General features: G+C 60.6%; 19 protein-coding genes and 1 tRNA gene. 9 read left to right on the top strand and 11 right to left on the bottom strand.

All coding sequences use genetic code 11. The annotated features are described in order from the left end of the window. Positions 1–2 precede the first annotated feature (2 nt). The 4 genes from NG895_RS03660 to NG895_RS03645 form a co-directional block, all read right to left on the bottom strand. A complete protein-coding gene (locus tag NG895_RS03660) occupies positions 3–1,556 on the bottom strand; it encodes a hypothetical protein (RefSeq protein ID WP_252851095.1) in 1,554 nt (517 codons plus the stop codon). Beyond that, a complete protein-coding gene (locus tag NG895_RS03655) occupies positions 1,553–2,158 on the bottom strand; it encodes a hypothetical protein (RefSeq protein WP_252851094.1) in 606 nt (201 codons plus the stop codon). Before NG895_RS03655 ends, NG895_RS03660 begins: the two co-directional genes overlap by 4 nt. Further along, on the bottom strand, positions 2,155–2,676 hold the full coding sequence (locus NG895_RS03650; RefSeq protein ID WP_252851093.1) for an RNA polymerase sigma factor: 522 nt from the start codon (positions 2,674–2,676) through the stop codon (positions 2,155–2,157). Before NG895_RS03650 ends, NG895_RS03655 begins: the two co-directional genes overlap by 4 nt. Before the next feature lie 173 nt (positions 2,677–2,849). Next, entirely contained in the window at positions 2,850–3,875 is a 1,026-nt protein-coding gene (locus NG895_RS03645) for an ROK family protein (protein ID WP_252851092.1), read from the bottom strand. A 194-nt stretch (positions 3,876–4,069) separates the two neighbouring features. Here NG895_RS03645 and NG895_RS03640 point away from each other — a divergent pair, with 194 nt between their 5' ends. From NG895_RS03640 to NG895_RS03630, 3 genes are all read left to right on the top strand, one after another. Beyond that, positions 4,070–4,381, top strand: a complete 312-nt coding sequence (locus tag NG895_RS03640; RefSeq protein ID WP_252851091.1) for an ArsR/SmtB family transcription factor — start codon at positions 4,070–4,072, stop codon at positions 4,379–4,381. Between the two features lie 73 nt (positions 4,382–4,454). After that, entirely contained in the window at positions 4,455–5,012 is a 558-nt protein-coding gene (locus NG895_RS03635; protein ID WP_252851090.1) for a rhodanese-like domain-containing protein, read from the top strand. Positions 5,013–5,068: 56 nt separating this feature from the next. After that, positions 5,069–6,718: an FAD-dependent oxidoreductase gene (locus tag NG895_RS03630; RefSeq protein WP_252851089.1), complete on the top strand. Its 1,650-nt coding sequence runs from the start codon at positions 5,069–5,071 to the stop codon at positions 6,716–6,718. Between the two features lie 269 nt (positions 6,719–6,987). Here the strand turns inward: NG895_RS03630 and NG895_RS03625 are convergent, their stop codons facing one another. Beyond that, entirely contained in the window at positions 6,988–9,834 is a 2,847-nt protein-coding gene (locus NG895_RS03625; protein ID WP_252851088.1) for an MMPL family transporter, read from the bottom strand. 487 nt (positions 9,835–10,321) lie between these two features. Between NG895_RS03625 and NG895_RS03620 the strand changes: the two genes are divergently transcribed. Beyond that, a complete protein-coding gene (locus NG895_RS03620; RefSeq protein ID WP_252851087.1) occupies positions 10,322–12,097 on the top strand; it encodes an arylsulfatase in 1,776 nt (591 codons plus the stop codon). A 14-nt stretch (positions 12,098–12,111) separates the two neighbouring features. Here NG895_RS03620 and NG895_RS03615 read toward each other — a convergent pair whose 3' ends face one another. Next, the gene (locus NG895_RS03615; RefSeq protein WP_252851086.1) at positions 12,112–12,816 is read right to left on the bottom strand and encodes a hypothetical protein; all 705 of its coding nucleotides are present in this window, start codon (positions 12,814–12,816) and stop codon (positions 12,112–12,114) included. Positions 12,817–13,049: 233 nt separating this feature from the next. On the opposite strand from NG895_RS03615, the gene NG895_RS03610 reads away from it, so the two are divergent. Next, entirely contained in the window at positions 13,050–14,111 is a 1,062-nt protein-coding gene (locus NG895_RS03610) for a hypothetical protein (RefSeq protein WP_252851085.1), read from the top strand. 22 nt (positions 14,112–14,133) lie between these two features. On the opposite strand, the gene NG895_RS03605 is transcribed toward NG895_RS03610, so the two are convergent. Further along, positions 14,134–14,553 carry a secondary thiamine-phosphate synthase enzyme YjbQ gene (locus tag NG895_RS03605; RefSeq protein ID WP_252851084.1) on the bottom strand — a complete coding sequence of 140 codons (420 nt, stop codon included), beginning with the start codon at positions 14,551–14,553 and terminating at the stop codon, positions 14,134–14,136. Positions 14,554–14,951: 398 nt separating this feature from the next. Here NG895_RS03605 and NG895_RS03600 point away from each other — a divergent pair, with 398 nt between their 5' ends. Together NG895_RS03600 and NG895_RS03595 are read left to right on the top strand one after the other, a co-directional pair. Further along, a complete protein-coding gene (locus tag NG895_RS03600) occupies positions 14,952–15,182 on the top strand; it encodes a hypothetical protein (RefSeq protein WP_252851083.1) in 231 nt (76 codons plus the stop codon). A gap of 860 nt (positions 15,183–16,042) precedes the next feature. Continuing rightward, entirely contained in the window at positions 16,043–16,303 is a 261-nt protein-coding gene (locus tag NG895_RS03595) for a hypothetical protein (RefSeq protein ID WP_252851082.1), read from the top strand. Positions 16,304–16,417: 114 nt separating this feature from the next. Here NG895_RS03595 and NG895_RS03590 read toward each other — a convergent pair whose 3' ends face one another. Together NG895_RS03590 and prfB are read right to left on the bottom strand one after the other, a co-directional pair. After that, entirely contained in the window at positions 16,418–16,927 is a 510-nt protein-coding gene (locus tag NG895_RS03590; protein WP_252851081.1) for a hypothetical protein, read from the bottom strand. A gap of 124 nt (positions 16,928–17,051) precedes the next feature. Beyond that, positions 17,052–18,174 (bottom strand): peptide chain release factor 2 gene (gene prfB, locus NG895_RS03585; RefSeq protein WP_341871429.1). Its coding sequence is split into 2 segments (ribosomal slippage): positions 17,052–18,104 and positions 18,106–18,174, totalling 1,122 coding nucleotides; the frame shifts between segments, so codons are not numbered across the junction. A 152-nt stretch (positions 18,175–18,326) separates the two neighbouring features. Between prfB and mnmA the strand changes: the two genes are divergently transcribed. Beyond that, positions 18,327–19,460 carry a tRNA 2-thiouridine(34) synthase MnmA gene (mnmA, locus tag NG895_RS03580; protein ID WP_252851080.1) on the top strand — a complete coding sequence of 378 codons (1,134 nt, stop codon included), beginning with the start codon at positions 18,327–18,329 and terminating at the stop codon, positions 19,458–19,460. A 116-nt stretch (positions 19,461–19,576) separates the two neighbouring features. Further along, positions 19,577–21,649 carry a thioredoxin domain-containing protein gene (locus NG895_RS03575; protein WP_252851079.1) on the top strand — a complete coding sequence of 691 codons (2,073 nt, stop codon included), beginning with the start codon at positions 19,577–19,579 and terminating at the stop codon, positions 21,647–21,649. Between the two features lie 227 nt (positions 21,650–21,876). Here NG895_RS03575 and NG895_RS03570 read toward each other — a convergent pair. Both NG895_RS03570 and nrdR read right to left on the bottom strand, forming a co-directional pair. Beyond that, positions 21,877–21,949 (bottom strand) — tRNA-Ala (locus NG895_RS03570). Positions 21,950–22,039: 90 nt separating this feature from the next. Beyond that, positions 22,040–22,513 carry a transcriptional regulator NrdR gene (nrdR, locus tag NG895_RS03565; RefSeq protein ID WP_252851078.1) on the bottom strand — a complete coding sequence of 158 codons (474 nt, stop codon included), beginning with the start codon at positions 22,511–22,513 and terminating at the stop codon, positions 22,040–22,042. Between the last annotated feature and the right edge of the window lie 120 nt (positions 22,514–22,633).

Raw genomic sequence — 22,633 nt, 5'->3', positions numbered from 1 at the left:
TTTCAGTTTCCTTCCGCCTCGTTCTGGGTTTGATCATCCGCGATAGTCAGCTCATAACGTATTTCTGGAGGGAAGCCATCGGATTCAGGCAGCGTAAGCACCGCCGTGTCGTCCTTGAGGTGGTACTCGAACGGCTTGCCAGTCGCGACGTTTTCTGGCACGGGTACACAGGTGATCTCGTCCAGCGACTTGGGCCACTGTCCGTCGTGCTGTGCGGCGTGCATTCTCAGCGCCTCGATCACGCGCAAAGCATCCAGGTTGCGCTCGGTTCGGAATTCTGCCGCCTGTGCCGCTTGCACTGCCGGCAACAGCAGCGATGCGATAGGCAGTATCTCGCGATCGGCAGAAGAGCCCAAAGGGCCGCTTTCCTGGAGCTTCGCCTGGGCTTGTCTCGAGATCCTCTGTGCCGTGGGAAAGTCGACGTAGGTCGCTTTCTCCAGTTCGTCGGCCTGCAATTGATAGATGCGGGCGTGATAGATGGCTAGCACCTTTCCGACCGGCATCTGTTCCACTCGCTCTGGGTCGAAACCCCAAGCGAGCAGGCGCTCTTTGGCGTGCGAATAGCTTGCCAGCCCAAGGGCGACGGCAACGAGAGATTGCGCATCAGAGTCATGTGTTACTAGCATGTCTTCCCAAGTCGCATCCATGCTTACCAGATTGGCTCCCGTGGTCATCAGCCAAGTTGTTTCTCGCCGCCACAGATCATTCCAGGCATCATACGATCGATCCTTGTGTTCGGGGTCGTCGAGCAACTCGAACATCCGCGGTCCGATCGCAAGCTCCAGCCGCATGGCATCGCGGAGCGAAGTTTGCGGCCGCGGAAGTTCGGTGAGTGCCCAATACAAATTGGGTGAGTCGGGCGCGGCGATTAGTTCGACCACGTTGTCATTGGTGATTCCACTAATGGCCATGCCGACCAGTCCGCTAACCAAGATTGGCTGCTGGCCGACGTCGCGGCCGAGGCGATAGTTCATTCGCATCAATTCGAGGGCATCGTCGTAGCGATGCTCGGCGACGGCCACTCGCGTTTGCAGTGAGAGGGCTCGAGAGACGCTTCGCATGGCCTGGATCTCGGGCAGCAAAAAGGTGATAACCTCCGGGCCCTTCAGGTCCTCGTACCTGACGCCCCAGTCCGTATCACGACACCTGCTTCCGGGGCCGATGAAATTCGCGACCAGTGACTCAAATCGTCCAGCGGCGTCTTGTAGTTTTTCGATTGGTAGTTCACTTAAGGGAGTGCTGCTCCAGTCGTACGCCTCGTCTCCAAATTGGTCGTAGATACCCTTCCAGGTCTTCTCGATTCCCCCCTCGGGGAACGCCCGCAGGTAGCTGGCCACCGAGTTGCCGGGCACAAGCTCATGGGGCCGCAGCGACAAACGGTACTTGAAGGCCGGCACGGGCTCATCGGCCGGAGTGACGGTCAAGCGAATGGCCTCGACATTGTTCTCCGCGCCGCCGGGGCCCATCAATCCCACCACCTGACTGTGTGCCGCGGGGGACAAGGCGGCCAGTAAGATGATTGAGGTTAACCAAATTGATCGAGTTATCGTATTCATACCACTGGATCCTCTTGGCGAGTTGAAGCTTCGTTGGGGTTGTCGTTCGTCGAGCGTTTGGGGGATGGTGGCGGGGGCAACAATTCCTCCATCAAACCACGCACCGTGCTGGGGCCAGCTGGGGCAGCAGCGGGAACCCCAGTGGAGGATGCTTCTCGCTCTACCGGCCAGGCCTCCACCCCCCGGCGCAGTACCACGGCCCGTAACGCCAGGTAGTTCTTCGAGGGGTCGGCCAGCAGTAAAGGATCGATCGATGGCACCTGGGAGATCTGGGGCGACGATTGGGCCACGGGCGCCGCCGAATTCTCGGAGGAGGGCGTTTCGTGATCGACGACTGCTTCGACCGGAGGAGTGACCGTCGGAGCCTTGACGAACTGCGGCTGCGGCTCGGCGCTCGGTCGCTGCCAGAGTGTGATGGCTAGCGCCACCGAGGCGGCCGTCATCAGCACAGTGGAGCCTTGCCAGAACCGAACGGTACGCCGCTCTGCCGCCAAGCCGCGAGCGGCCGCGTAGCCAGCTTGGTACATCAGGGCGTCGCGATCGATCTCGGGCGTGGTGGGCACCATGCCTGCGAGTGCCTGTTCAAGTTCGTCACTGGTCATTCGGTTTGCGTCATTCCCGGACATGGAACCTCCCAAAGCTTGCGCAATTGATCGAGCGCCTCACGATATTTGCGATGCAAAGTGCTGGAGGGTGTACTCAGCACTTCGGCCATTTCGTTGAACGTCAACCCGCCCCATATTTTCAGCACGACCAGCTCCCGCAGGTCGCCCTGCAGCGATGCCACGGCGTCCAGCAGTTCGCCCTGTTGGCGGTGTGCGGAGCGGGAAGCGAGTCGCTCTTTCCAGGCATGTTGTTCGCGCTGGTGCCGGCGCCGATCGCTCCTTGCCTGATTCATGGCGTGCCTGCGAACCACGGTGCAGAGCCACGCTACGGGCTGCTCGGGTGGTGGTATTTCGGCTGCCAGCCGCACCAGGGCTTCCTGTACACAGTCCTCGGGGGCCGTTGTCCACTGCGCGGCGTACAGCGCCAGGGCCGCACCATGGCAGTCCAGCAGGTCACCCAGCCACCGCGATCGCGACGGCGCGTCGCCGGCTCGATCATCGGCTGATTCCTGCATTCGGGTCTCCTGGTTGGTGGCCAAGCTATAGAAGAGACACCGCAGCGTGGGGGCTTATCCCACGATTGTTGAAAAGTGTTGAGCTTTTATTGGTAGCCGGATTCGCCAGAATTCGGACGTGGTGGTCGGTTATCTGAATTCTTGCGAATCCAGCTACGACGGCACGGGGCCACTCACCCCAAGTGTTCTTCTCGTGCCAGGCCCGCAGCGCCGATAAAGCCTGCATCGCCCCCCAATCGGGCGAAGTCCATATGGATTTCACCGCGTAGACTCTCGAAGATCCTCTCGGTCGTTTGTAACCGGATTTCCTCCAAAAACCGTTCGCCTAGCGGATGTCCATCGCCGCCGAAGGTCATGGCGCCGCCGATCACGACGCTTTCGGGGTCCACGGTGTGGATGATCGAGGCCATTCCAATGGCGAGCAGCTTGGCGGTTTCTAAGATAATGCTCATTGCCAGATGATCGCCCGCCTCCGCTGCCTTGGCGATCTCCAATGGCGTGAGGGCGTCGTCGGTCAAATCGCTGAGCGACGATCTGACTCCTTGCACCTCGAGCGCCTTACGGGCACGGGCCAGCACTCCGTACGCGCCGCAGTAGCCCTCGAGCGTACCACGGAGGTTCAGGCTGTTGAGCGTGGCATCGTCCCGGCAGTCGATGACGATGTGGCCAATCTCGCCACCGGCTCCATGGGCACCGACGAGCAGACGCCCGTCGATGATGATGCCGCCCCCGACGCCGGTGCCGAGGGTCACCAGCACCATGTTGCGTACTTCCGCGCCGGCTCCGCTCCAGAACTCGCCGAAGGCTGCGGCATTAGCATCATTTGCGAAGGTAACTGGCAGGCCGGTGGCCTGGCTAAACAGGTCGCGCACCGGCGAAAAATGCCAACCAGGCAAATTGCCAGGCTGCAGTACTTTGCCGGCCGCAAGGTCCATCGGGCCGGGGGTGGCGAGCCCCGCTCGGGCGACCTGATCGGGCTCTATGCCGAGCCCGGCGACCATCTCTGTGAGCTTCTCAGCGGACCGCTGGGCCGCCTTCTCGGCCCCTTGCTGCTGATGGGTGTGGATCTTCTCAAAGGCCACGGGATGGCCTGCATCGTCCACCAGGCCGATCTTGATGTTCGTGCCACCGACGTCAATGCCGGCGAAGAGAGGAAACGTGGCCTGGTCGATCGGTAGCAAGGTAGCGGTGGCTGTCATTGAGTACTTGGAGAGTCAGATGGACTGGTCAATTGTTTGCGATTGCCCCCCAGTTGGGCCAATATAGTCGGCCACGCCGCACCGGGGCAATCTGCCAGGTTGGTATGGCAGGCGGCAGAGCGCGGTCAAAAAGTGGTCAGAATTATTAATTGACATATCGAGACATTCCGATATATTGAAATAGAGGCAAAACCATGGCATCCACCAAGAAAATGCGAATGACGAATCTCGAGTCCCTCGGCGAAGCTGCCGAGTGCTTGCGGACGTTGGCGCACCCGCACCGTTTGCGGATGGTTCAGATGCTGCTGCAGGGGGAGTACACCGTGGGCGAACTGGCCGAGGCGTGCGACGTGCCCAGTCATATGGCTTCGGAGCACCTGAGGCTGATGCAGCGTTGTGGACTGTTGACCAGCGAAAAAGAAGGTCGCCGGCGGTACTATCGCGTGGGTGAGCCTCACTTGGAATCGATTATGCAATGTATTGAAACACGCTTTGGAACCAAGTAATTCTAGTGGGAGTTTTTTTTCTCAATAATATCGTAATGTCGCGATGTGATAACCAATACGAGAGGTGTTAATTATGGCTGCTCAAACGATTAGTCCTAACGAATTCAAGAGTGTTGTAGATGGGGGAAACTTCAAACTGGTCGATGTCCGAACACCGGCCGAGTTTCAGAGCACCCATGTACGCGGTGCGGTGAACGTGCCGCTCGACCAGGTGTCGCCCGACTCGGTGCCGCAGCCGGTCGAGGGGAAGCCACTGTACATCATCTGCCAGAAAGGTGGCCGCGGCTCGCAGGCGTGTGATCAGCTGACTGCGGCGGGCTTGGAGAACGTCGTGAACGTCGAAGGTGGCACCACCGCCTGCGAGCAGGCCGGTCTGCCACTCGTGCACGGCAAGAAGACCATGTCGCTCGAACGGCAGGTTCGTATCGCGGCTGGTTCGCTGGTGCTGCTGGGGATTGGGTTATACTTCGTCCATCCTGCGTTCCTGGCGCTGTCGGCGTTCGTGGGGGCGGGACTCGTGTTCGCCGGCGTGACCGACACGTGCGGCATGGGCATGCTGCTGGCCCGCATGCCATGGAACCAGGCGTGCGGCGACGGTTCCTGCAGTACCAAGGCCGCCAAGGCTGCCTAGCCGGTCCTCTGGTGTTTCGCGAATATCACCATCCAAGCTCCAAGTGAGTGAACGTCATGAAGATCGTCATTGTTGGTGGCGTGGCAGGCGGCGCAAGTGCGGCCGCCCGTGCACGAAGGCTGTCGGAAGAAGCCGAAATAATTATGGTCGAGCGAGGCAGTTACCCGTCGTTCGCCAACTGTGGAATGCCCTATTACATAGGCGGTACCATCGAGTCGCGCAACAAGTTGCTGGTGAGTCCCATCGAGCGGCTGCGTCAACGTTACCAGTTAGATGTCCGCGTGCGGGAATCGGTCGAGTCGATTGATCGAGCTAACAAGCAAATAGTGATCCGACGGCTCGAGACGGGCGAGCAGTACACGGAGAGCTACGACAAGCTGATCCTGGCGCCCGGCGCGGCACCGTTCAGGCCGCCGATTCCTGGCATCGAGTCGCCTGGCATCTACACGCTAAGGAATCTGGAGGACGCCGACCGTCTGGCCGCCGCGACCAAGGGGGCCCAGCGAGCGGTTGTGATTGGCGCTGGATTCATCGGCATCGAGATGGCCGAGAACCTGGTGCATCGCGGCCTGCAAACGTCGCTGGTAGAACTCAGCCCCCAGATATTGCCTCCCTGGGACGCCGAGATGGTGGCGCCGCTCGAGCAATTGCTCCGCGACCGCGGCGTCGACCTGTACCTGGGCGATTCGGCCACGGAATTTCGCCCAAAGGACAATGGGCTGCAGGTGGTAATGAACAGTGGCAAGACGCTGGCGGCCGACTTCGTTGTGCTGGCTATCGGTGTCCGCCCTGAGAGCACGTTGGCAGCCGACGCGGATCTGAAGGTCGCCCAGCGCGGCGGTATTCAGGTGAATCGCCAGCAACAAACCAGTGATCCCGACATCTACGCCGTGGGCGACGCCATCGAAGTAACGGATGTGGTGAGTGGTACGCCAGTGCAGATTCCGTTGGCCGGGCCTGCGAATCGTCAAGGACGCATCGCCGCTGATCACATCTTTGGGCGCGACCTGGAGTATCGCGGCACTCAAGGCACGGCGATCGTCGGCCTATGGGATCACGGTGCCGCGATGACTGGCTTGAGTGAAAAAGCATGTCAACGACTCGGCCTGGAATACGAAAAGGTCTACCTGCACCCGGGCGACCACGCTGGCTACTATCCCGGAGCCACGTCGATGGCGGTAAAGGTGTTGTTCGATCCGGAGACCGGCAAGCTGCTGGGGGGGCAAGTGGTTGGCAAGCACGGCATCGATAAACGTGTCGACGTGCTATCCATGGCGCTGCAGGCGGGCATGTCAGTGTTCGACCTGGAAGAATCGGAACTGGCCTACGCCCCGCAGTTTGGTTCGGCCAAGGATCCCATCAACATGGCCGGCTTCATTGCTGCGGGCGTCCTGCGTGGCGACCAACCAGTGGCGCACTCGAAGGATCTCATCGATGGAGAGTTCGAGGACGCGGTGTTGCTGGATGTACGCACGCCCGAAGAGTACGCTGCAGGAGCGATTCCGGGCAGCGTGAACGTTCCGCTCGATGAACTGCGCGACAAGCTGGATTCGCTACCGCAAGGTAAGCCAGTCGTTGCTTACTGCAAGGTGGGCCAGCGGGGCTACATGGCAACCAGGATTCTCTTGCTCGCAGGCTATCAGGCGCGCAACCTGAGTGGTGGATACACCACGTACCAACAGGTGGTCGCCGCCAGCGATGCGTAACGGTCGCACCGGTAGCGCATAAAAAAACCGGAGGAACCCGTTAGGGCTCCTCCGGCGTTGCCATTCGCGGAATCTTGTGATGTTGGATCAGTGCGGGTGTGCGAACAGCTGGATGGCTTGTGATGGAGCACACTTCAGTCGCTCCACACCTAGTCTGTCGGCTGGCTCGCAATTCGTCAATTATGGCGCAAGGAAAAAGCCAAAAATTCATCAAGGGTCCGCGGAAACCCGACTTCTGAGACCACGAACGCCAATAGAGGCGAATTTGGCTAGCTAGCAGTTTCCGTAACTTGAGAGCTGCCAGAGTGATGCGGCGAACTACCCCGGTGTGCCGCATCTTCGCCAAGGGCCTTACCCTCGTTGTTTACCCCCTGCGGCTCCCCCGGTTCATCTTCCTTACCCGCCATCAAGGCGAAGAAACAAGGCACGACGACCGTTCGCACAAAGAAGGTGTCGAGCAGGACGCCCAGGGCCAGGGCGAATCCGATTTCGATCATGCCCCGCAGCGTACCCGAAGCCATCGCGATGAACGTACCCGCCATGATGATGCCACAGCTGGTAATGATGCCACCGGTTTGCACCATAGCCCGTCGCAAGCCGCGACGCGGGCCCAGTCGAGACTGCTCCTCGAACACGCGGGTGGTGAGATAGATGTTGTAGTCCTGGCCCACGGCGATCAGGATCACGAACAGGAAGATTGGCACCTTCCAGTCGAGTCCGTCGAAAGTATCACCGTAATACCAGCGGAAGAAGAAGTCCGTCATTCCGATGGTTGCGAAGTACGACAGCAGCACCGTGACGATCAGATACAAGCAAACCAGCGGACGGCGCAGGATCACAATGATCACCGCTAGCACTGCCAGCACGACTAGTACCTTGATGGTGGTCTCGTCGGCGGTAGTGACCCGTTCCAGGTCGCGCATTCCCGGCGTGGTGCCAATGAACTCGAACGTGGCTCCTTTCCACTTGGAAATACCTTCGCGCATGACGTCCCAGTTGTCCTGAGTGCCAGCGAACCACTCCGGTTTCTCGGCGGGGAACTCTTCCCCTTTGCTCACCATTTCGAGCCGCTTTTCAATCTCGTTGACGATCGCCCGGGCTTCGCGTGAGAAAGGGTCCTTATCCAGCACCAAGTGAAGCTGGGTGACCTTGCCAGCGTACTTGCCAGTCTCCGAGACGAATGCGGTCTTGGCCAAAGGACTGCCCGCCAGGGTGGCGGCGCCAATGTTCTTGCCGCTGGTTGGATCCCCACCAATTGGTTTATAGAGGCTGCGAACGTCGACCACGCCCGGCAAGTTGTAAAGCAGTGTGTTCAAGTAAGCGATCGAGTAGTCGCTATCGTCGTTCAAGTTGCCGCTGGGCAGCTTTGCCACCACGGACATGGGGGCGGATTCGCCCGGGGGGAAGTAGTCGCGAATCAACTCGGTGCCCAGTTTGCTGGCGCGGTCTTCGGCCAGTTCGTTCATAAAGTCGTGCGTCTTCTGGACACTCAGGCCGTTGAACATGAACGGAGCTGCAATGCCGAACGACAGCCACAGTATCAAACCAGGCCAGCGAATCACCTGGCGGGCGACCCAGTCCCAAATAGGCGAAATCCGCTTCATCTGTTCGTCGAACGACAGATTCGACTCTTCGGGCGGAGTGAGGTGCTTGATGCCAAAGGGCCAGAACACCACCTTGCCGAACGCCCGCAATAGAGCTGGAGCGAACGTGATGCATGCTAGCAGAGCTATGAACAGGCAAATCGCGATGACCGGCCCCGAGTACACGAACTTGCCGTACGAGGCGAAGAACATCGTGGCCAAGCCCAGAATCGTGGTGAACGCGCTGGCGGCCAGGGCGTCGCCCACATGCGTGAGCGCAGTGCCAGAAGCCTTGGATAACTCGACACCCAGCCCGAGTTCCTCCTTGAATCGCGCGATCAGGAACAGGCAGAAGTCGGTACCGGCGCCGAACAGAATTACCACAACAAAGATCTTCGTGGTGGTGAAGATCTTGAAGTCGCTGCTCAAGCCGGCAATCGTCAGGTCGCCAGGCCCCAAGTACTGCGCCATCAGCGCCACGACGTCGCTTGCCACGCTCAAGCTCACGCCGATCGTGGCCATCGGTATCAGCACCAACAGAGGCGAGCGGTAGATCATCAGCAGGCACAGCAGTACCAGCACGATGGTGGTCAACTCCGTGCTCTTGAGGCTCTCGCCGATCGATAGCTGCATATCGCCACCAATCATGCCCGAACCGCTGAGCCCCACCGCTAGCCCTTCTGGCTTGTCGGGCGAAGTGCGGGCTTCTTCCACCAGGCGCTTGACTGCCTGCAGGATCCACACGTTTTCGGTGGCCATCATGTCGGTCGTAAGACGCCCGACCACCATCACAGCGTGATCGTCGAGGTTCCTTCCGTCGTTCGAAGCGTCGCCCGGGGACGGCTTTCCTCGACCGGCGTTCTTGAGCATCTGGCCCACTACGGGGGTAAGCTCGGTCCACACCCGCGTATTGTCGTCTGCCCAGGGAAAGTCATCGGTGACATAGGCCACCAGGTCGCCTACCGAGACGATGGGCGCCGTAGCCGGATCGGGGACCGGTAGATTGTGCTCGTCACAGACAGCTTCGATCAGCTTATCGGCCTGCTGCTGAGTGAGACCAAGTGAGGGAGCCTGTTTGTCGTCCGCGACGGCTGAGTCTTCGTTCTCCGTCTCTTCGGGAGCGGGCGGCGCCACGAGCATCGTGTTCAAGCGCACCTTGTCGGGGGGAATGCTGTGCTCTTGGCCCAGCCGACTGCGGATGTTGTCGAGTACGTTGAACGACTCCTGGCCCAACTGCGACAACTGCCCTGCTACGTCGATGGCGAACTGGCGGTCGAGTTTCGAGAGAGGCTTGTCGGGGCGGGCGAACACCAGCACGATCTGGCTCTTGGCCTGCTCGTCGGGAAATGCCTCATGCAAGAGGGCGATGCCACGTCGGCTGGTAGAATTACTGGGCAGGTAGTCAAAGTCGCCATCCAGGGCCACCTGGTCCCAGCTGGGCGCCACTAGCTTCAGCACTATCGCTAGCGCTCCCCAGAACAGGAGGATTGCCAGCCAGTAGCGGTTTACCCAATTGCCAAGAATTGCAAACATCGACCATTCGAATGAGCTGGAAATTGCGGGACAGCGGGTCGGGCGTCCGCCACTCCTCCCCGAAGTGCCCGAAGTCTTTGATATTACCCCGTTTGCGACGAACGTCCTAGTGGATAACCCCATCGCCCGGGGTAACGATTGGAGGGATTCTGTGCTGGCGGGGTCCCTAACCCCTACTACAGGCAAACTTGCCGGTGTTACTGGCAAAGTCGCAAAATGCGGCAGAAATCGTCCCAAAAACCTCGGCTCGTGGTCAGTTTCGCGGAACCTTGCGGCTTGGCGAACGTACAAGTCCTGGAGACCGGTCCCCGATCAGATCGCGTGCTGGACACCAGCTGGCAGCTGAGCGTCCGCCAGGGGTGGTGGGGGGCCGCCTTGCGCCGTGGTACAATCGGCACACGGAGGTCGGCCCAGATGCCCTCACTCGGCTAGTCGCCTCATCTTATCGCTACGGAACAACACAAGAGACACATTCAGGGAACCAGTCATGATTCCATTGCGCCGTCACAACGGGGCAGCTGCGCTGCTGTTGGGAGCGCTCGCTGGGCTGCTGGGCAGTGCGTCGCCGCTGCTGGCGGCAGACGAGCGACCTAATGTCATTGTCATCTTGTCGGACGACATAGGCTTTTCCGACATCGGCTGCTACGGCGGCGAGATCAACACGCCAAACCTCAACCGGCTGGCCGACGGCGGGTTGCGGTTCACCCAGTTCTACAACTCCGGGCGGTGCTGCCCCACCAGGGCCAGCTTGCTCACGGGGCTCTACCCGCACCAGGCCGGCATGGGGTGGATGACCAGCTACTCCGGCCCCGAAGGCTACTCCGGCGACCTGAACCGCCGCTGCGTGACCATGGCCGAGGTATTGAAGACCGCTGGGTACAGCACCTACATGGTGGGCAAGTGGCACGTCACGCCCGCGCCGACACAGGCGCAGGTGGATGAGAATGAGATTCCACAGCACAACTGGCCCCTGTCGCGTGGCTTCGATCGCTTCTATGGCACGATTGCGGGAGCCGGAAGTTACTTTGATCCGGGCACCTTGGTCCGCGACAACCAACTGATCGCGCCCGATCACCCCGACAGCTTCTATTATACCGACGCACTGAGCGACAACGCCTCGCAGATGATTCGCGAGCACCAGCAGGGCGAGAAGCCGTTCTTCATGTACCTGTCTTATACGGCGGCCCACTGGCCGCTGCACGCCAAACCGGCCGACATCGCCAAGTACGAAGGCAAGTACGACGAAGGTTGGGACAAGCTTCGCGAGACGCGCCTGGCCCGAATCAAGGAACTCGGCCTGCTGGCCGACGACGTGGCGCTGGCGCCCAACGTGAAGGACTGGACCGACGCAGACCGCAAGCAGTGGCAGTCCGACCGCATGGAAGTCTACGCCGCGATGATCGATTCGATGGATCAAGGCATTGGTCGCGTCGTGCAGACGCTCCGCGACACCGGCCAGTTCGACAACACGCTGATCCTTTACCTGCAGGACAACGGTGCTTGCCAGGAGGAAGGCCGTAGCAACAAAGCACGGCGTTTGCGCGAGGATATGGAGCCCGTCGAGGCCATGGCCGACGACGCCTTGCAGTTGAAGGTGGTTCCGCAATACACCCGGGCAGGGCAGCCTGTGCAGTGGGGAAGGGGTGTCGTGCCCGGCCCCCCGAATACTTACATGGAGGTTGGCCGCGAGTGGGCCAACGCTTCGAATACGCCCTTCCGGCTGTTTAAGCACTATGTTCATGAAGGGGGTATTGCCACGCCGCTGATTGCTCATTGGCCGCAAGGCATTAAGCGACACGGCGAACTCGAAACCCAGCCTGGTCACCTAATCGACATCATGGCCACCTTGGTTGAGGTCGGTAAGGCCGAGTATCCGACCAAGTTTCACGACGGGGACGTAGAGATACAGCCGGCCGAGGGAACTAGCCTGGTGCCGGCCTTTGCGGGCGAGCCGCTCGATCGCAAGGCGCCCATCTTTTGGGAACACGAGGGGAATCGCGCCGTTCGCGATGGCGACTGGAAACTCGTCGCCCGCGGCGCGAAGGGGCGTTGGCAATTGTACAACCTTGCCAACGATCGCAGCGAGTTGCACGATCTGGCCGAGGAGCAGGCCGGAAAGGTCACCGAACTGAGCGGCGCGTGGAACGCCTGGGCAACGCGGGCCGGGGTGTTGCCGCTTACGCCCTACTGGCCCGAACCGGAAGAGAAGGCCAACGCACAGAAGCAGGGTGCCTCGCCGCGACATGCCGCATTGGTGCGGTAATCAGCCCGCACGGCTCACCGCCAGGGCAGCCAGTCGAACCAGCCACCGGCGCCCTCCACGCGATTCATCTGGGGCAGGCGGGCGAGTTGTTTTCGCAACGTGCCGCTGACGGCCGTGCCTCGCAGATCGAGGTATCGCAGGTTGCTGGTCGCGGTGACCTTCAGTACGCCAGCGTCGCCGACTCGGGTGTGAGCCAGACGCAATACCTCAAGGAACTTCAGTCCTTCGGCCTGCTCGGCCAGGGCCAGCAGCTCTGCATCGCCCACTTGGCATCCCGACAGGTCGATCTCCACCAGGCGATCGGCAATGGCCGTGAAGTCTTGGCCGATGGTCTCCTCCAGCCAATCCATTTGCTGCACCTCGACCCGCCCGCCCCACAATTCGACCAGTCGCAGGATCTCGCGCTGGGCGATGTACAACGGCATCTGCAGGCCAATCCAGGGTAGTCGCTTGCCGTTGCGTTGGGCGAAGTTCAGCGCTTCGTCGAACGCCTCTTGCAGCGCCATGAAATCCTTCGAGTTGCCACCATGGTCGGGGTGCACCTCCTTGGCCTTTTCGAAGAACGCCTGCCGCACATCCTGCTGGGTAACTGGCAGCGTCAGCCCCAGTCGTTCGAGGAACCACCGCCGCTTGCGGCCGCGTTTCACCACTTCGGCGTTTCGCTGGATGGCTGCGTCGAGCGCCGCGGATGCGGCTGGTTTTTCAATGTCGTCCGGCATGGGGGGACACCCGTTTCGGTCAAAGGCACCGTGAAGGCGAATCTGGAGCTCTTGGACTGAATTATACCCATCCTGGGCAAGAGTTGCGCACCACGGGCGAACAACCCCCTGAACTTACCCGGCCCGGCAACCAGCAAGCGTATTCCAATGCGGTGCCGGGCAGTCCCTCGGAGGCTATATTCGCTATGATGACGTCCACCCCCTCTGCGGCCGATGTGCGAGAAAGGACCCCGATGCCTCAACCGTCCGATCCGACGCCAGAACCCTCCGAACGCAGTGTGCACGACTACCTGCTGTACTCGCTCAGTCTCCCCGAGCGAGCACTCCGCAGCACCGCCGGCATGGCGGGGGGCGTGGTGCGCGAGGGGGCCAATCTGCTGGTGCCGCAGGCGTTTCGCAGTTCCAAGAGCTATGAGATTGTGGTGCAGCAAGGTCTCGACTTTCTCACCAGCGATGTGGGCGGCGTTAGGCACGAAGGCGACGCACAGCCGGCTCCCAAGATCGAGGGCTACGTGGCCAAGAAGACCGTGGGCAGCTTCGTCGAGATGGCCAGTCTCGCCACGCTGCATCTCTCGCCCGCCCTGCTGCTGGCCGTAGTGAGCGATGTTGCCTACGGTTCGCAGACCTACCTCAAGGAACTGGCCATCGAGCTCAAACGCGAAGGCGTGATCGACGAGAACTCGACCATCGACCACGCCGGCGACCTGCTCGAGGCCATCCGCAATTCCTCGGCCGTCGGCGCCGAGGTGTTCGACACCCCGCCGCTGTCGGTCGAGGGCATCACCCAGGCTATCAACGATACCAGTGCGTCGGTCCGTAAAATCGATCCCACCAAGGTCCTGCCCGCCGCCGAGATCGATCGGCTGTGGCGAGACATGCACGAAGTTGCACGCGGCGAGGATGTCACGCTGCTCGAAGTGTCCGGTGCAATGACCCTACATGCACTAAACCGAGCCGACAAAGTCGCTCAGGGGGCATTGTCGGGCGTTACCATCGCAGGCACGCTGCTCGATCGCCTGGTGGTCGACCATTACCGCAGTGCATTGACCGACATCCACACCCGTGGCTACTACAACACATTGGCCGATGTGAGCCAGCCCTACATCACGGCCGTCTGGGAGAATTTCTCCACCGACCGCAGCACCATCACCGAGGACCTGCTCAGTGGCAAGCTGGTGGGTCAGGCCGCCACCGTGGTCGGCCGCTGGTTCGGACTCGGTCAGCAGGAAGTCGAAGCGGCCGAAAATACCGACCCCCAGGGTCCGGATTCCGAGTCCGCCAACCCTGGCGCCTAGCTTCCAGCTGGCCCCGAGCATGTCACTCGCCCCACAGCGTCGCCACGACGCGTCGACTGCTAGCATGGTTGCGGTGTTCCACCAGGTAGATTCCCTGCCAGGTACCCAGGGCCAGTCGGCCATCACGCACCGGTACGGTGAGCGAAGCCCCCAAAAGCGAGCTCTTCACGTGGGCCGGCATGTCGTCCGGGCCCTCGCAGGTGTGGACGTACGGAAACGACTCGGGGGCGATCGCATTCATCGAGGCCTCTAAGTCGACCTGCACGTCCGGATCGGCGTTCTCGTTGATGGTCAGACTTGCGGATGTGTGCTGCAGAAACAAGTTCAACAGGCCCACACTCGTGTCGCCGATTTCGGGTACCTGAGCGACGATCTCGCGGGTCACCAGATGGAAGCCACGGCGCTTTGGGGCAAACTGCAGGGAATGTTGAATCCAAGGCATAAATTTTTGGAACCTTTCGCTTTTAGGTGTAATCGCAGGCTGTTAAAATGGGCTTAACACATGGCGGGCAGACGTTATGATTTCGGCCTCGATTCGGAATTCGAGGATGTCGGCAATACCCACCTCCTGGATTGCCTTTTTGCATTAAAGCCCCCATTTTTCGCCATCCGGTACGGTTTGCCAGGTTGGACCAAAAAAGGCAAGAAAAGTTGGGTTTTGGACCCTTGCAAAAACTTGACTTCCGAATTTTCCCAGTAATAATCGTGCGTTCAATGTTAACGAGTTCTTCATTCCCCGTAGCGGTGTAAGTTCACCCAGGCGGCTGCGAGGATCACCCATAGCCGGCTTCACCTTCCCGCCCCTAGGGCCGGCCCTGTATCGAGTTGTGAGAGTTTATCATGCCTGACAACAAGCTAGACAATGTATTCGACGCCATCCTGAAGTACGGTCACGACGAAGACTTCGTGCCCCGCGTCGACGAAACCTTCCAGCCCACCACGGCCCCCGCGGGCTCGGCGGAGAAGCTGGAAATCCTCGCCGAGCGTGTCCGCCAGGGTCAGCCCCTGTGGCACGACGAAGATCGTTTCGACTACAGCGGCCTGACTGGTGCCGTACGCCCTCGCGACTGATCGCAGTCGCGGGAGTTTGAAACCCACATCAACCGTCGTCTTTTCCACAAGGCGGCGGTTTTTTCATGCGCCGGCGCCAAGCCGCGACCAGCGCCGCTACCCTGTAGCCACCGTCACCAGACGGTGGATCGTGGCGGGCTGGCCATGGTTTTGGGCCAACTGCTGGGGATCTTCATCCGTGGGCCCAAAACCCAACGTGTTTTGGTCTCTCCCAAGCGGTGACACCCCTTGTTTTCCAGTGTCAATCACTCGCCCGGTGGTCCATAACCCACCGCGTTGTTCCCCGCATGTGTGGAAGTTGTACCAATACTCCCGATAGTGGCGACTCGCTCCGCGAGTCAGCGAAGTGCCCCAGGTGCACGCTTACTCACTCACCGCCTTCTGCTCACCGCTCACTGCCTACCTGCCTTCGACACGACCACGGGCCTTACGGCCCACGCTCGCCGGTGTGTACGTAGCGGGATGCACCTCCATTGGAGCAGGTTGGGGGACGGGTTCAACGACGAGTTTCTTACAGCCCGCGGGAAGTAGAGAGCCACGAGCGTTGGTCGCGGCGAGACTTCGGCAAGTTTGGTTAGACGCAAGAGAGGTCCCTCGGTCTCTCGTGGTACAATGCAACCAGCGATACCTGCTCACCAATGACTCCGCCAGAGATTCCCGACTCGCTGCTCCCTATGCCCAAGTCGCAAAAGCTGGTTCGCCTCACACTTCTCCTGCTGGCTATCGGTGTCGGTTTTTGGCTCCTCTGGCGTAGCGCCAGTCCCCAACCGACCAGCTTTCCCCTCCCGATTCCAGCCACCGCGAAACTCTTATCCTCGTTCCATCATGAGGGCGCCATCAGAGAACATACGTATGCATTTGTGTTCGAAGTGACAGACGACGAGTTGTTGAATCAACTAATTGACGAGTGGAGTCTCGAGGACCACAGCTCCGACCACTTCTCGGGCTCCTTCGCAGCAACGACGGCGAAAGCCTGGAAGGTGAAGTGGTGGCCAAGTCGCGAGGAGCTCGAGGCGATGCCAAGGCGGTTCGAGTTGTACGACCACTCCAGGCAGTTCTATCACGCGGTCTACTGTGGCCGCGAACCCGACCGACTGTATTTGGAGTACGGCAACTGGTAGCCCCGCAGGCCTAAACAAGCCCTACGCAGTTGCGCCAGAGCCAATCCATCCGACGCTAGCGCGTGCGGATGGCTTTGTTCGCTCACGGCCACCGGCGGCCATGTTCCTTTATGGTTACCAAAGAAACATGTACTTGTAGCGTAGCGTGGCCGGCAGTTTGTCGCTCGATTCCTCCGACGGAATGCGATTCCCCGGCGGGCTAGGATCGATGAGTTCGCCGCTACCGTTTGCGAAGTGGGCACAGGCGAGGGGTAGGTTGCCATCCAATTCACTACGATATTCGATAACTCGCTCAACTGGCTCTTTGGCAACCCGTGCGGCCACATCAAAGGTCAGATGGCAGACTGCTTCTTTGAACGAAACACTAGCCGACCAATGCGCCCCCGCACTCGCTCCGTTGAGGAACAGAATCGTCCGGCCATCATGCGTGGTCTGCTCGTGCAGTTCCTGATACACAGGGCCGAACTCGTCGTTGTCCACGCTCCGCCACACCACCGTTGCTTCACCGTCGCGCACCGCTGAGATCGTGTGGCTGAACCGATCGCCGAGCCAATAGAAGTCGACGCGGATGCCGCAATCTTTCTTGGTGAGCTTTTCGAGAGTGGTGTGTGGGGAGTTGGACATCGTCGTCAGCTTGTTATTCTCAATCCCCAACAGCCTTCGACGGAAGTCGAGTGTTTCGAAGCTCCAGCGCGGTTGCCATTCCCAGAAACCCTCGACATCCGTCGAGGGCTACGGTGAGCCACTCTTAATCCTCGTCGTCGTCGTCTTCGATTGGTTGGCCGGCGCGCCAGCGGAGGGTGCTATCGAGGAAGCCTTGGATGTCGCCGTCCAGTACGGCGTGGAAGTTGCCCATCTGGAATTTGGTGCGGGCGTCCTTCACGCGTTGGTCGGGGTGTAGGAAATAGTTGCGGATCTGCGAGCCGAAGCCGGTCTTCGCCTGCTCTCCGTACTTGGCCGCGTCGGCCGCTTCGCGTTTTTCTTCCTCGGCTCGGGCGAGCTGCGCACGAAGCATCTTCCAGGCGGTGGCACGATTCTTATGCTGCGAGCGTTCGTTCTGGCACTGCACGACGATGCCGGTTGGCTCGTGGGTCAAACGCACCGCCGAGTCGGTCTTGTTGACGTGCTGACCGCCGGCGCCGCTCGCGCGGTAAGTGTCGGTGCGGACGTCACTCTCGTCGATTTCAACTTCCACCGAGTCGCTGATCTCGGGCGACACATCGACCGCCGCGAAGCTGGTCTGACGCTTGCCTTCAGAGTTGAACGGGCTGATTCGCACCAGGCGATGAATGCCGGTCTCGCCCCGCAGGTAACCGTAGGCCATCGGCCCGCGAATGGCGAACGTGGCGTTGTTGATGCCCGCCTCTTCGTTGTCCTGCCGATCGATCAGCTCGACTTTGTAGTCGTTCTTGCTGGCCCATTGGATGTACATCCGCAGCAGCATTTCGGCCCAGTCGTTGGCGTCGGTGCCGCCGTCGCGAGCGTTGATGGTGATGATGGCACCCGCAGCGTCATGGGTACCCGAGAGCAGCGCGCTGAGCTTGAGCTTTTCGAGCATCGTCTCGATTCGCTCGACCTCGCCCGGCACCTCGGCCGCGAGTTCCTCATCCTCTTCGGCCATTTCGACCATGGCCGCCAGGTCATCCGCTGCGGCGAGCGCCTCGTCCAGCGGGGCGACGACAGAATTCAGCGACTTGCGCTCGCCGATTTTCTCCTGTGCCTTTTCCTGATCGTCCCAGAAGCTAGGCTCGCCCTGTTCCCGCTCGATTTCCTCGATGCGGGATTTCTTAGTGGCGTAGTCAAAGAGAGTCCCTGAGCTGCGTCAGGGCCTCCTGAATGCCGGCCGTGCGGTCGACAAATTCCTTTTCCATGGCGATTTGCTTCTTTTCTGGGGGTGGCAAGACTCGCAAGAGTTCTGAGGTCCGAAGTCTGGCGACTCCGGCTACGGAATTATACGGGTAACCCCCAGGACCCGCGAGGGCGGGCCGTTGTTCGCGGGCAAGCTCGCGCCTATGCTGCAAGCATGGCACGCGTGGTCCTGGCAATGAGCGGGGGAGTCGATTCGAGCGTGGCGGCCCATCTGCTCACCGAGGCGGGCCACCAGGTGATCGGCGTCTTCATGCGCCATGGCGAACAGAGCCCCGCGGTTTGTGCCACGCTGAGCGGTTCTGAGGGCACCGAGCAAGCTCGCTCGGGAGGGCAGCAGTTGCCGGTGATGCGGCTCGATCACAAGCAGGGGTGCTGCACAGCGGCCGATGCCGAGGACGCCCGGCGGGTGGCCGACCGGCTGTCGATACCGTTCTACGCCATTGATCTGAACGAGGAATTCGGGCGGATCATGGACTACTTCACCGCCGAGTACGTCCGCGGCCGCACGCCGAACCCGTGCGTGCAGTGCAACAACTGGCTGAAATTCGGCAAGCTGTTCGACTATGCCGACTCGGTCGGCGCCGAGTTCGTTGCCACGGGGCACTACGCTCGGTTGGTCCGCCGCGGGGGCGAAGTGGCCTTGGTGCGGGGCATCGACGACGGCAAGGATCAATCGTACGTGCTGTTTGGCATCGAGCGGAAGTACCTCGAGCGGATGATGCTTCCCGTGGGCGAGTTCCTGAAGCCCGACATCCGCGAGCTGGCCGCCAAGGTTGGCATGAACGTCGCCGAGAAGAAGGACAGCCAGGAAATCTGCTTCGTCACCAGCGGCCGCTACGACGAGTTCGTCAAGCGCCGCCGCGAAGGCTCTTCCACGCCAGGCGAATTTGTTACGACCGCCGGCGAAGTGGTCGGCACGCACGAGGGGATCGAAGGGTTCACCGTCGGCCAGCGAAAGGGCCTCGGCGTAGCGCTCGGCGCCCGAAAGTTCGTGGTCCGCATCGAAGCGGATACCAATCGAGTGGTACTGGGCGACCGGGACGAACTCGGCCGCCGCGAGTTAACCGCCGCCGAATGCAATTGGCTCACCGATGTGCCGGTCGACCATTCGGTGCGAGGCCTAGCGCAGATCCGCTACAACGCTTCGGCCGCGCCGGCGGAGTTTACACGGCTCGCAGACGGCCGGCTGAGCGTGATGTTCGACGAACCGCAATTTGCCGTCGCACCGGGACAAGCGGTAGTCTGCTTCGAACGCGATCGTGTTCTTGGTGGTGGTTGGATTGAGTAAATAAATTAGCCACGGATGAACACGGATAAGCACTGATTGATGCGAACGAACATCTGTGTCTATCTGTGTCTATCTGTGTTCATCTGTGGCTAAAAAACTAAGGACGATTAGCACACATGCCAAATCAACTTGCCAACGAAACATCTCCCTACCTGCTGCAGCACAAGGACAACCCTGTTGAGTGGTATCCATGGGGACCCGAAGCGCTCGAGCGTTCGCGCGCCGAAGAGAAGCCGATTTTTCTTTCGATTGGTTACTCGGCCTGCCATTGGTGCCATGTGATGGAGCATGAAAGTTTTGAAGATCCGCGGATCGCGGCGATGATGAACGAGAAGTTTGTTTGCGTGAAGGTCGATCGCGAGGAGCGACCCGACCTCGATCAGATCTACATGAACGCCGTGCAGTTGATGACCGGGCATGGTGGCTGGCCGATGAGTGTATTTCTGACGCCGGCGCTCAAACCGTTCTATGGCGGGACCTACTGGCCGCCCACCGCGTCGCGAGGCATGCCGGGATTCGATCAGGTACTGGCGGCCGTGGACGACGCGTGGACCAACCGTCGCGACCAGGCTCTGCAAGGTGCCGAGCAGCTTACCGCCGAGCTCGAACAGCTCACTCGCAAAGGCGCCGAAGGAGGTTCGGTACTGCTCGACAAGAGCCTTCTCAACGCCGGGGCGCATGCGCTGGAGCGAATGTTCGATCCCATCCATGGCGGGTTCGGCGAGGCGCCGAAGTTTCCTCACCCGTTCGAGCTGCAGCTGTTGATCCGTTGGTGGCAACGCAGCGGCAACGACCAGTGGCTGCATATGGTCACGGCATCGCTCAACAAGATGTTCCAGGGCGGGATGTACGACCACCTGGGGGGCGGCTTCGCCCGGTACAGCGTCGACGCCCGCTGGCTGGTGCCGCACTTCGAGAAAATGCTGTACGACAACTCGCTGCTGGCCGTGGTCTACCTCGAGGCGTACCAGGCCACCGGCAACGAGCAGTACCGTCAGGTGGTAACCGAGACGCTTGACTACTTGCTCCGCGACATGACTGACGCAGCAGGTGGGTTCTACAGTGCCGAGGACGCCGACAGCGAGGGGGTGGAGGGCAAGTTCTACGTCTGGACGCCCACCGAAGTGCAACAGCTGCTGGGCGATGCGGCCGACACATTCTGCCGGGTGTACGATGTGCGCGACGGTGGCAACTTCGAAGGCCAGAGCATTTTGAACTTGCCAAAGACCATCGAGCAGCAAGCCAAGCTGCTGGACCGCGATGTTGATGAGCTCGCCAAGGAGTTAGCCGAGAGCCGCCAGAAGTTGCTCGCCGAGCGAAGTAAACGGACCCGGCCCGGCCTCGACGACAAAGTGCTGGTGAGCTGGAACGCCCTGGCGATTGATGCCTTTGCCAAGGTCGGCGCCGCGCTGGGCGAAGTGCGTTACACCGCGGCCGCCAGGAAAGCGGCCGATTTTATCCTCTCGGAGATGCGCGACGAGTCGGGCCGGCTGCTGCACACCTGGCGCGGTGGTACAGCGAAGCTGGCCGCGTACCTGGACGACTACACGGCGCTCGCTAACGCCCTGGTAACGCTGTACGAGGCAACCTTTGAGGAGTCGTACATCTCGGCCGCTACCGAATTGATGGACGTCGTGATTGCTCACTTTGGTGGCGCCAATGAGCAAGAAAAATGGGAAGCGGGCTTTTACTTCACGGCTGACGACCACGAAGAGCTGCTCACCCGCAACAAGGACTTCACCGACAACGCCACGCCGGGTGGCAACTCGATGGCGGTGATGGCGCTACTGCGATTGGGTAAGCTTACCTCTCGCGGCGATTACCTCGACACAGCAGCCGCCATCCTCAAGGCTGCCGCGCCGCTGATGCAGCAGATCCCCATGGCCACGGGGCAAATGCTGGTGGGGTTGGACCTCTTTGTGGGCCCGGCGCAGGAGTTGGTGTTCACGGGGGCCGGCGCCAAGCAGTTAGCGCTCGATTGCTGGCAGCAATTGCTGCCACGTACCGTGATCGCGGTGCGAGAGGCTGCATCCTCCGCAGGGCCACTCGACGCGTTGTTCCAAGGTCGCGATGCCGGTGAGGACGTGGCGCTCTACATCTGCGAGAACCAATCCTGCCAAGCGCCAATCAAAGGGCAGCAGGCGATTCTTGCCGCGGTGAAGGAGCTAGCCACCGCAGGCCGCGGTTGAACGCAGTGAAGGGAGGGTTAGATCGATGCCGCCAAAGCTACACCCGCCCAGCACAGAAAAGCCCCAGCGTAACGAGATCCTGGCGCAGCCAAGTCGAGTAGCAAGAAAACCAGCGTCAACGAGATCCTGGCGCAGCCAAGTCGAGTAGCAAGAAAACTAGCCGAGTAGCAAAAGCCCCAGCGTCAACGAGATCCTGGCGTAGCCAAGTCGAGTAGCAAGAAAAACAGTGGAGCGGAGGAGAGTCGAACTCCCGACCTCTGCATTGCGAACGCAGCGCTCTCCCAACTGAGCTACCGCCCCAAAGTGGTTTCTAGATTCTACGACATTTCGGGCCGCTTTCAACCAAGCGCTGGCCTGGGGCAATCGCGGACCGCCCGATGCCAGGGAGGGCTAGCGGGGGCTGATCGGCGGGCGTTTGGCCAGCATGGGCCGCAGTTCCTCAAAGAAGTCCTGCACGTCGTTAAACTGGCGGTAGACGCTGGCGAAGCGGACGAAGGCCACTTCGTCCAGGTGCTGCAAGTGCTCCATGACCAGCACGCCCAGCTCTTTCGACTCGACTTCGGTATCGAACTTGGCGTAGACGTCGTTCTCGATCGCGGCGACCGTCGTATCGATCTGGCGGCTGGAAATGGGCCGCTTCCAGCAGGCCCGCTCCAGGCCCCGGCGGATTTTCTCACGCGAAAAGGGCGCCCTCGATCCGTCCTTCTTCACGACCTTGATGGTCGATTCCTCGGGACGTTCGTAGGTCGTGTAACGCCGGCCGCAACTCAAGCACTCACGACGACGGCGAATGGCCGATCCATCCTGGCTGGCTCGAGAGTCGATGACGCGGTCGTTGTCCAAGCGACAAAAAGGGCATTTCATGACCGTTGAGTATACACGTCGGCTGACAGCGTCGACAACTATCCCGTGGCCCGGTTGAATGAAGTTTGCCAAGATTGGTAGGTTGCTAGCGAAGTAGGTTTTGGGGCAAACTGAGGGCTT

It is taken from the genome of Aeoliella straminimaris, assembly GCF_024054565.1.
GTDB classification, from domain to species: Bacteria; Planctomycetota; Planctomycetia; order Pirellulales; family Lacipirellulaceae; genus Aeoliella; species Aeoliella straminimaris.
The sequence above is the reverse complement of the archived record's forward strand: the minus strand, read 5'-3'. Positions and strand labels throughout refer to the sequence as shown.

Bases quoted from the DNA above. Each gene is read 5' to 3' on its own strand.
- NG895_RS03660 (WP_252851095.1), bottom strand. From the start codon at position 1,556: ATGAATACGATAACTCGATCAATTTGGTTAACCTCAATCATCTTACTG.
- NG895_RS03655 (WP_252851094.1), bottom strand. From the start codon at position 2,158: ATGACCAGTGACGAACTTGAACAGGCACTCGCAGGCATGGTGCCCACC.
- NG895_RS03650 (WP_252851093.1), bottom strand. From the start codon at position 2,676: ATGCAGGAATCAGCCGATGATCGAGCCGGCGACGCGCCGTCGCGATCG.
- NG895_RS03645 (WP_252851092.1), bottom strand. From the start codon at position 3,875: ATGACAGCCACCGCTACCTTGCTACCGATCGACCAGGCCACGTTTCCT.
- NG895_RS03640 (WP_252851091.1), top strand. From the start codon at position 4,070: ATGGCATCCACCAAGAAAATGCGAATGACGAATCTCGAGTCCCTCGGC.
- NG895_RS03635 (WP_252851090.1), top strand. From the start codon at position 4,455: ATGGCTGCTCAAACGATTAGTCCTAACGAATTCAAGAGTGTTGTAGAT.
- NG895_RS03630 (WP_252851089.1), top strand. From the start codon at position 5,069: ATGAAGATCGTCATTGTTGGTGGCGTGGCAGGCGGCGCAAGTGCGGCC.
- NG895_RS03625 (WP_252851088.1), bottom strand. From the start codon at position 9,834: ATGTTTGCAATTCTTGGCAATTGGGTAAACCGCTACTGGCTGGCAATC.
- NG895_RS03620 (WP_252851087.1), top strand. From the start codon at position 10,322: ATGATTCCATTGCGCCGTCACAACGGGGCAGCTGCGCTGCTGTTGGGA.
- NG895_RS03615 (WP_252851086.1), bottom strand. From the start codon at position 12,816: ATGCCGGACGACATTGAAAAACCAGCCGCATCCGCGGCGCTCGACGCA.
- NG895_RS03610 (WP_252851085.1), top strand. From the start codon at position 13,050: ATGCCTCAACCGTCCGATCCGACGCCAGAACCCTCCGAACGCAGTGTG.
- NG895_RS03605 (WP_252851084.1), bottom strand. From the start codon at position 14,553: ATGCCTTGGATTCAACATTCCCTGCAGTTTGCCCCAAAGCGCCGTGGC.
- NG895_RS03600 (WP_252851083.1), top strand. From the start codon at position 14,952: ATGCCTGACAACAAGCTAGACAATGTATTCGACGCCATCCTGAAGTAC.
- NG895_RS03590 (WP_252851081.1), bottom strand. From the start codon at position 16,927: ATGTCCAACTCCCCACACACCACTCTCGAAAAGCTCACCAAGAAAGAT.
- mnmA (WP_252851080.1), top strand. From the start codon at position 18,327: ATGGCACGCGTGGTCCTGGCAATGAGCGGGGGAGTCGATTCGAGCGTG.
- NG895_RS03575 (WP_252851079.1), top strand. From the start codon at position 19,577: ATGCCAAATCAACTTGCCAACGAAACATCTCCCTACCTGCTGCAGCAC.
- nrdR (WP_252851078.1), bottom strand. From the start codon at position 22,513: ATGAAATGCCCTTTTTGTCGCTTGGACAACGACCGCGTCATCGACTCT.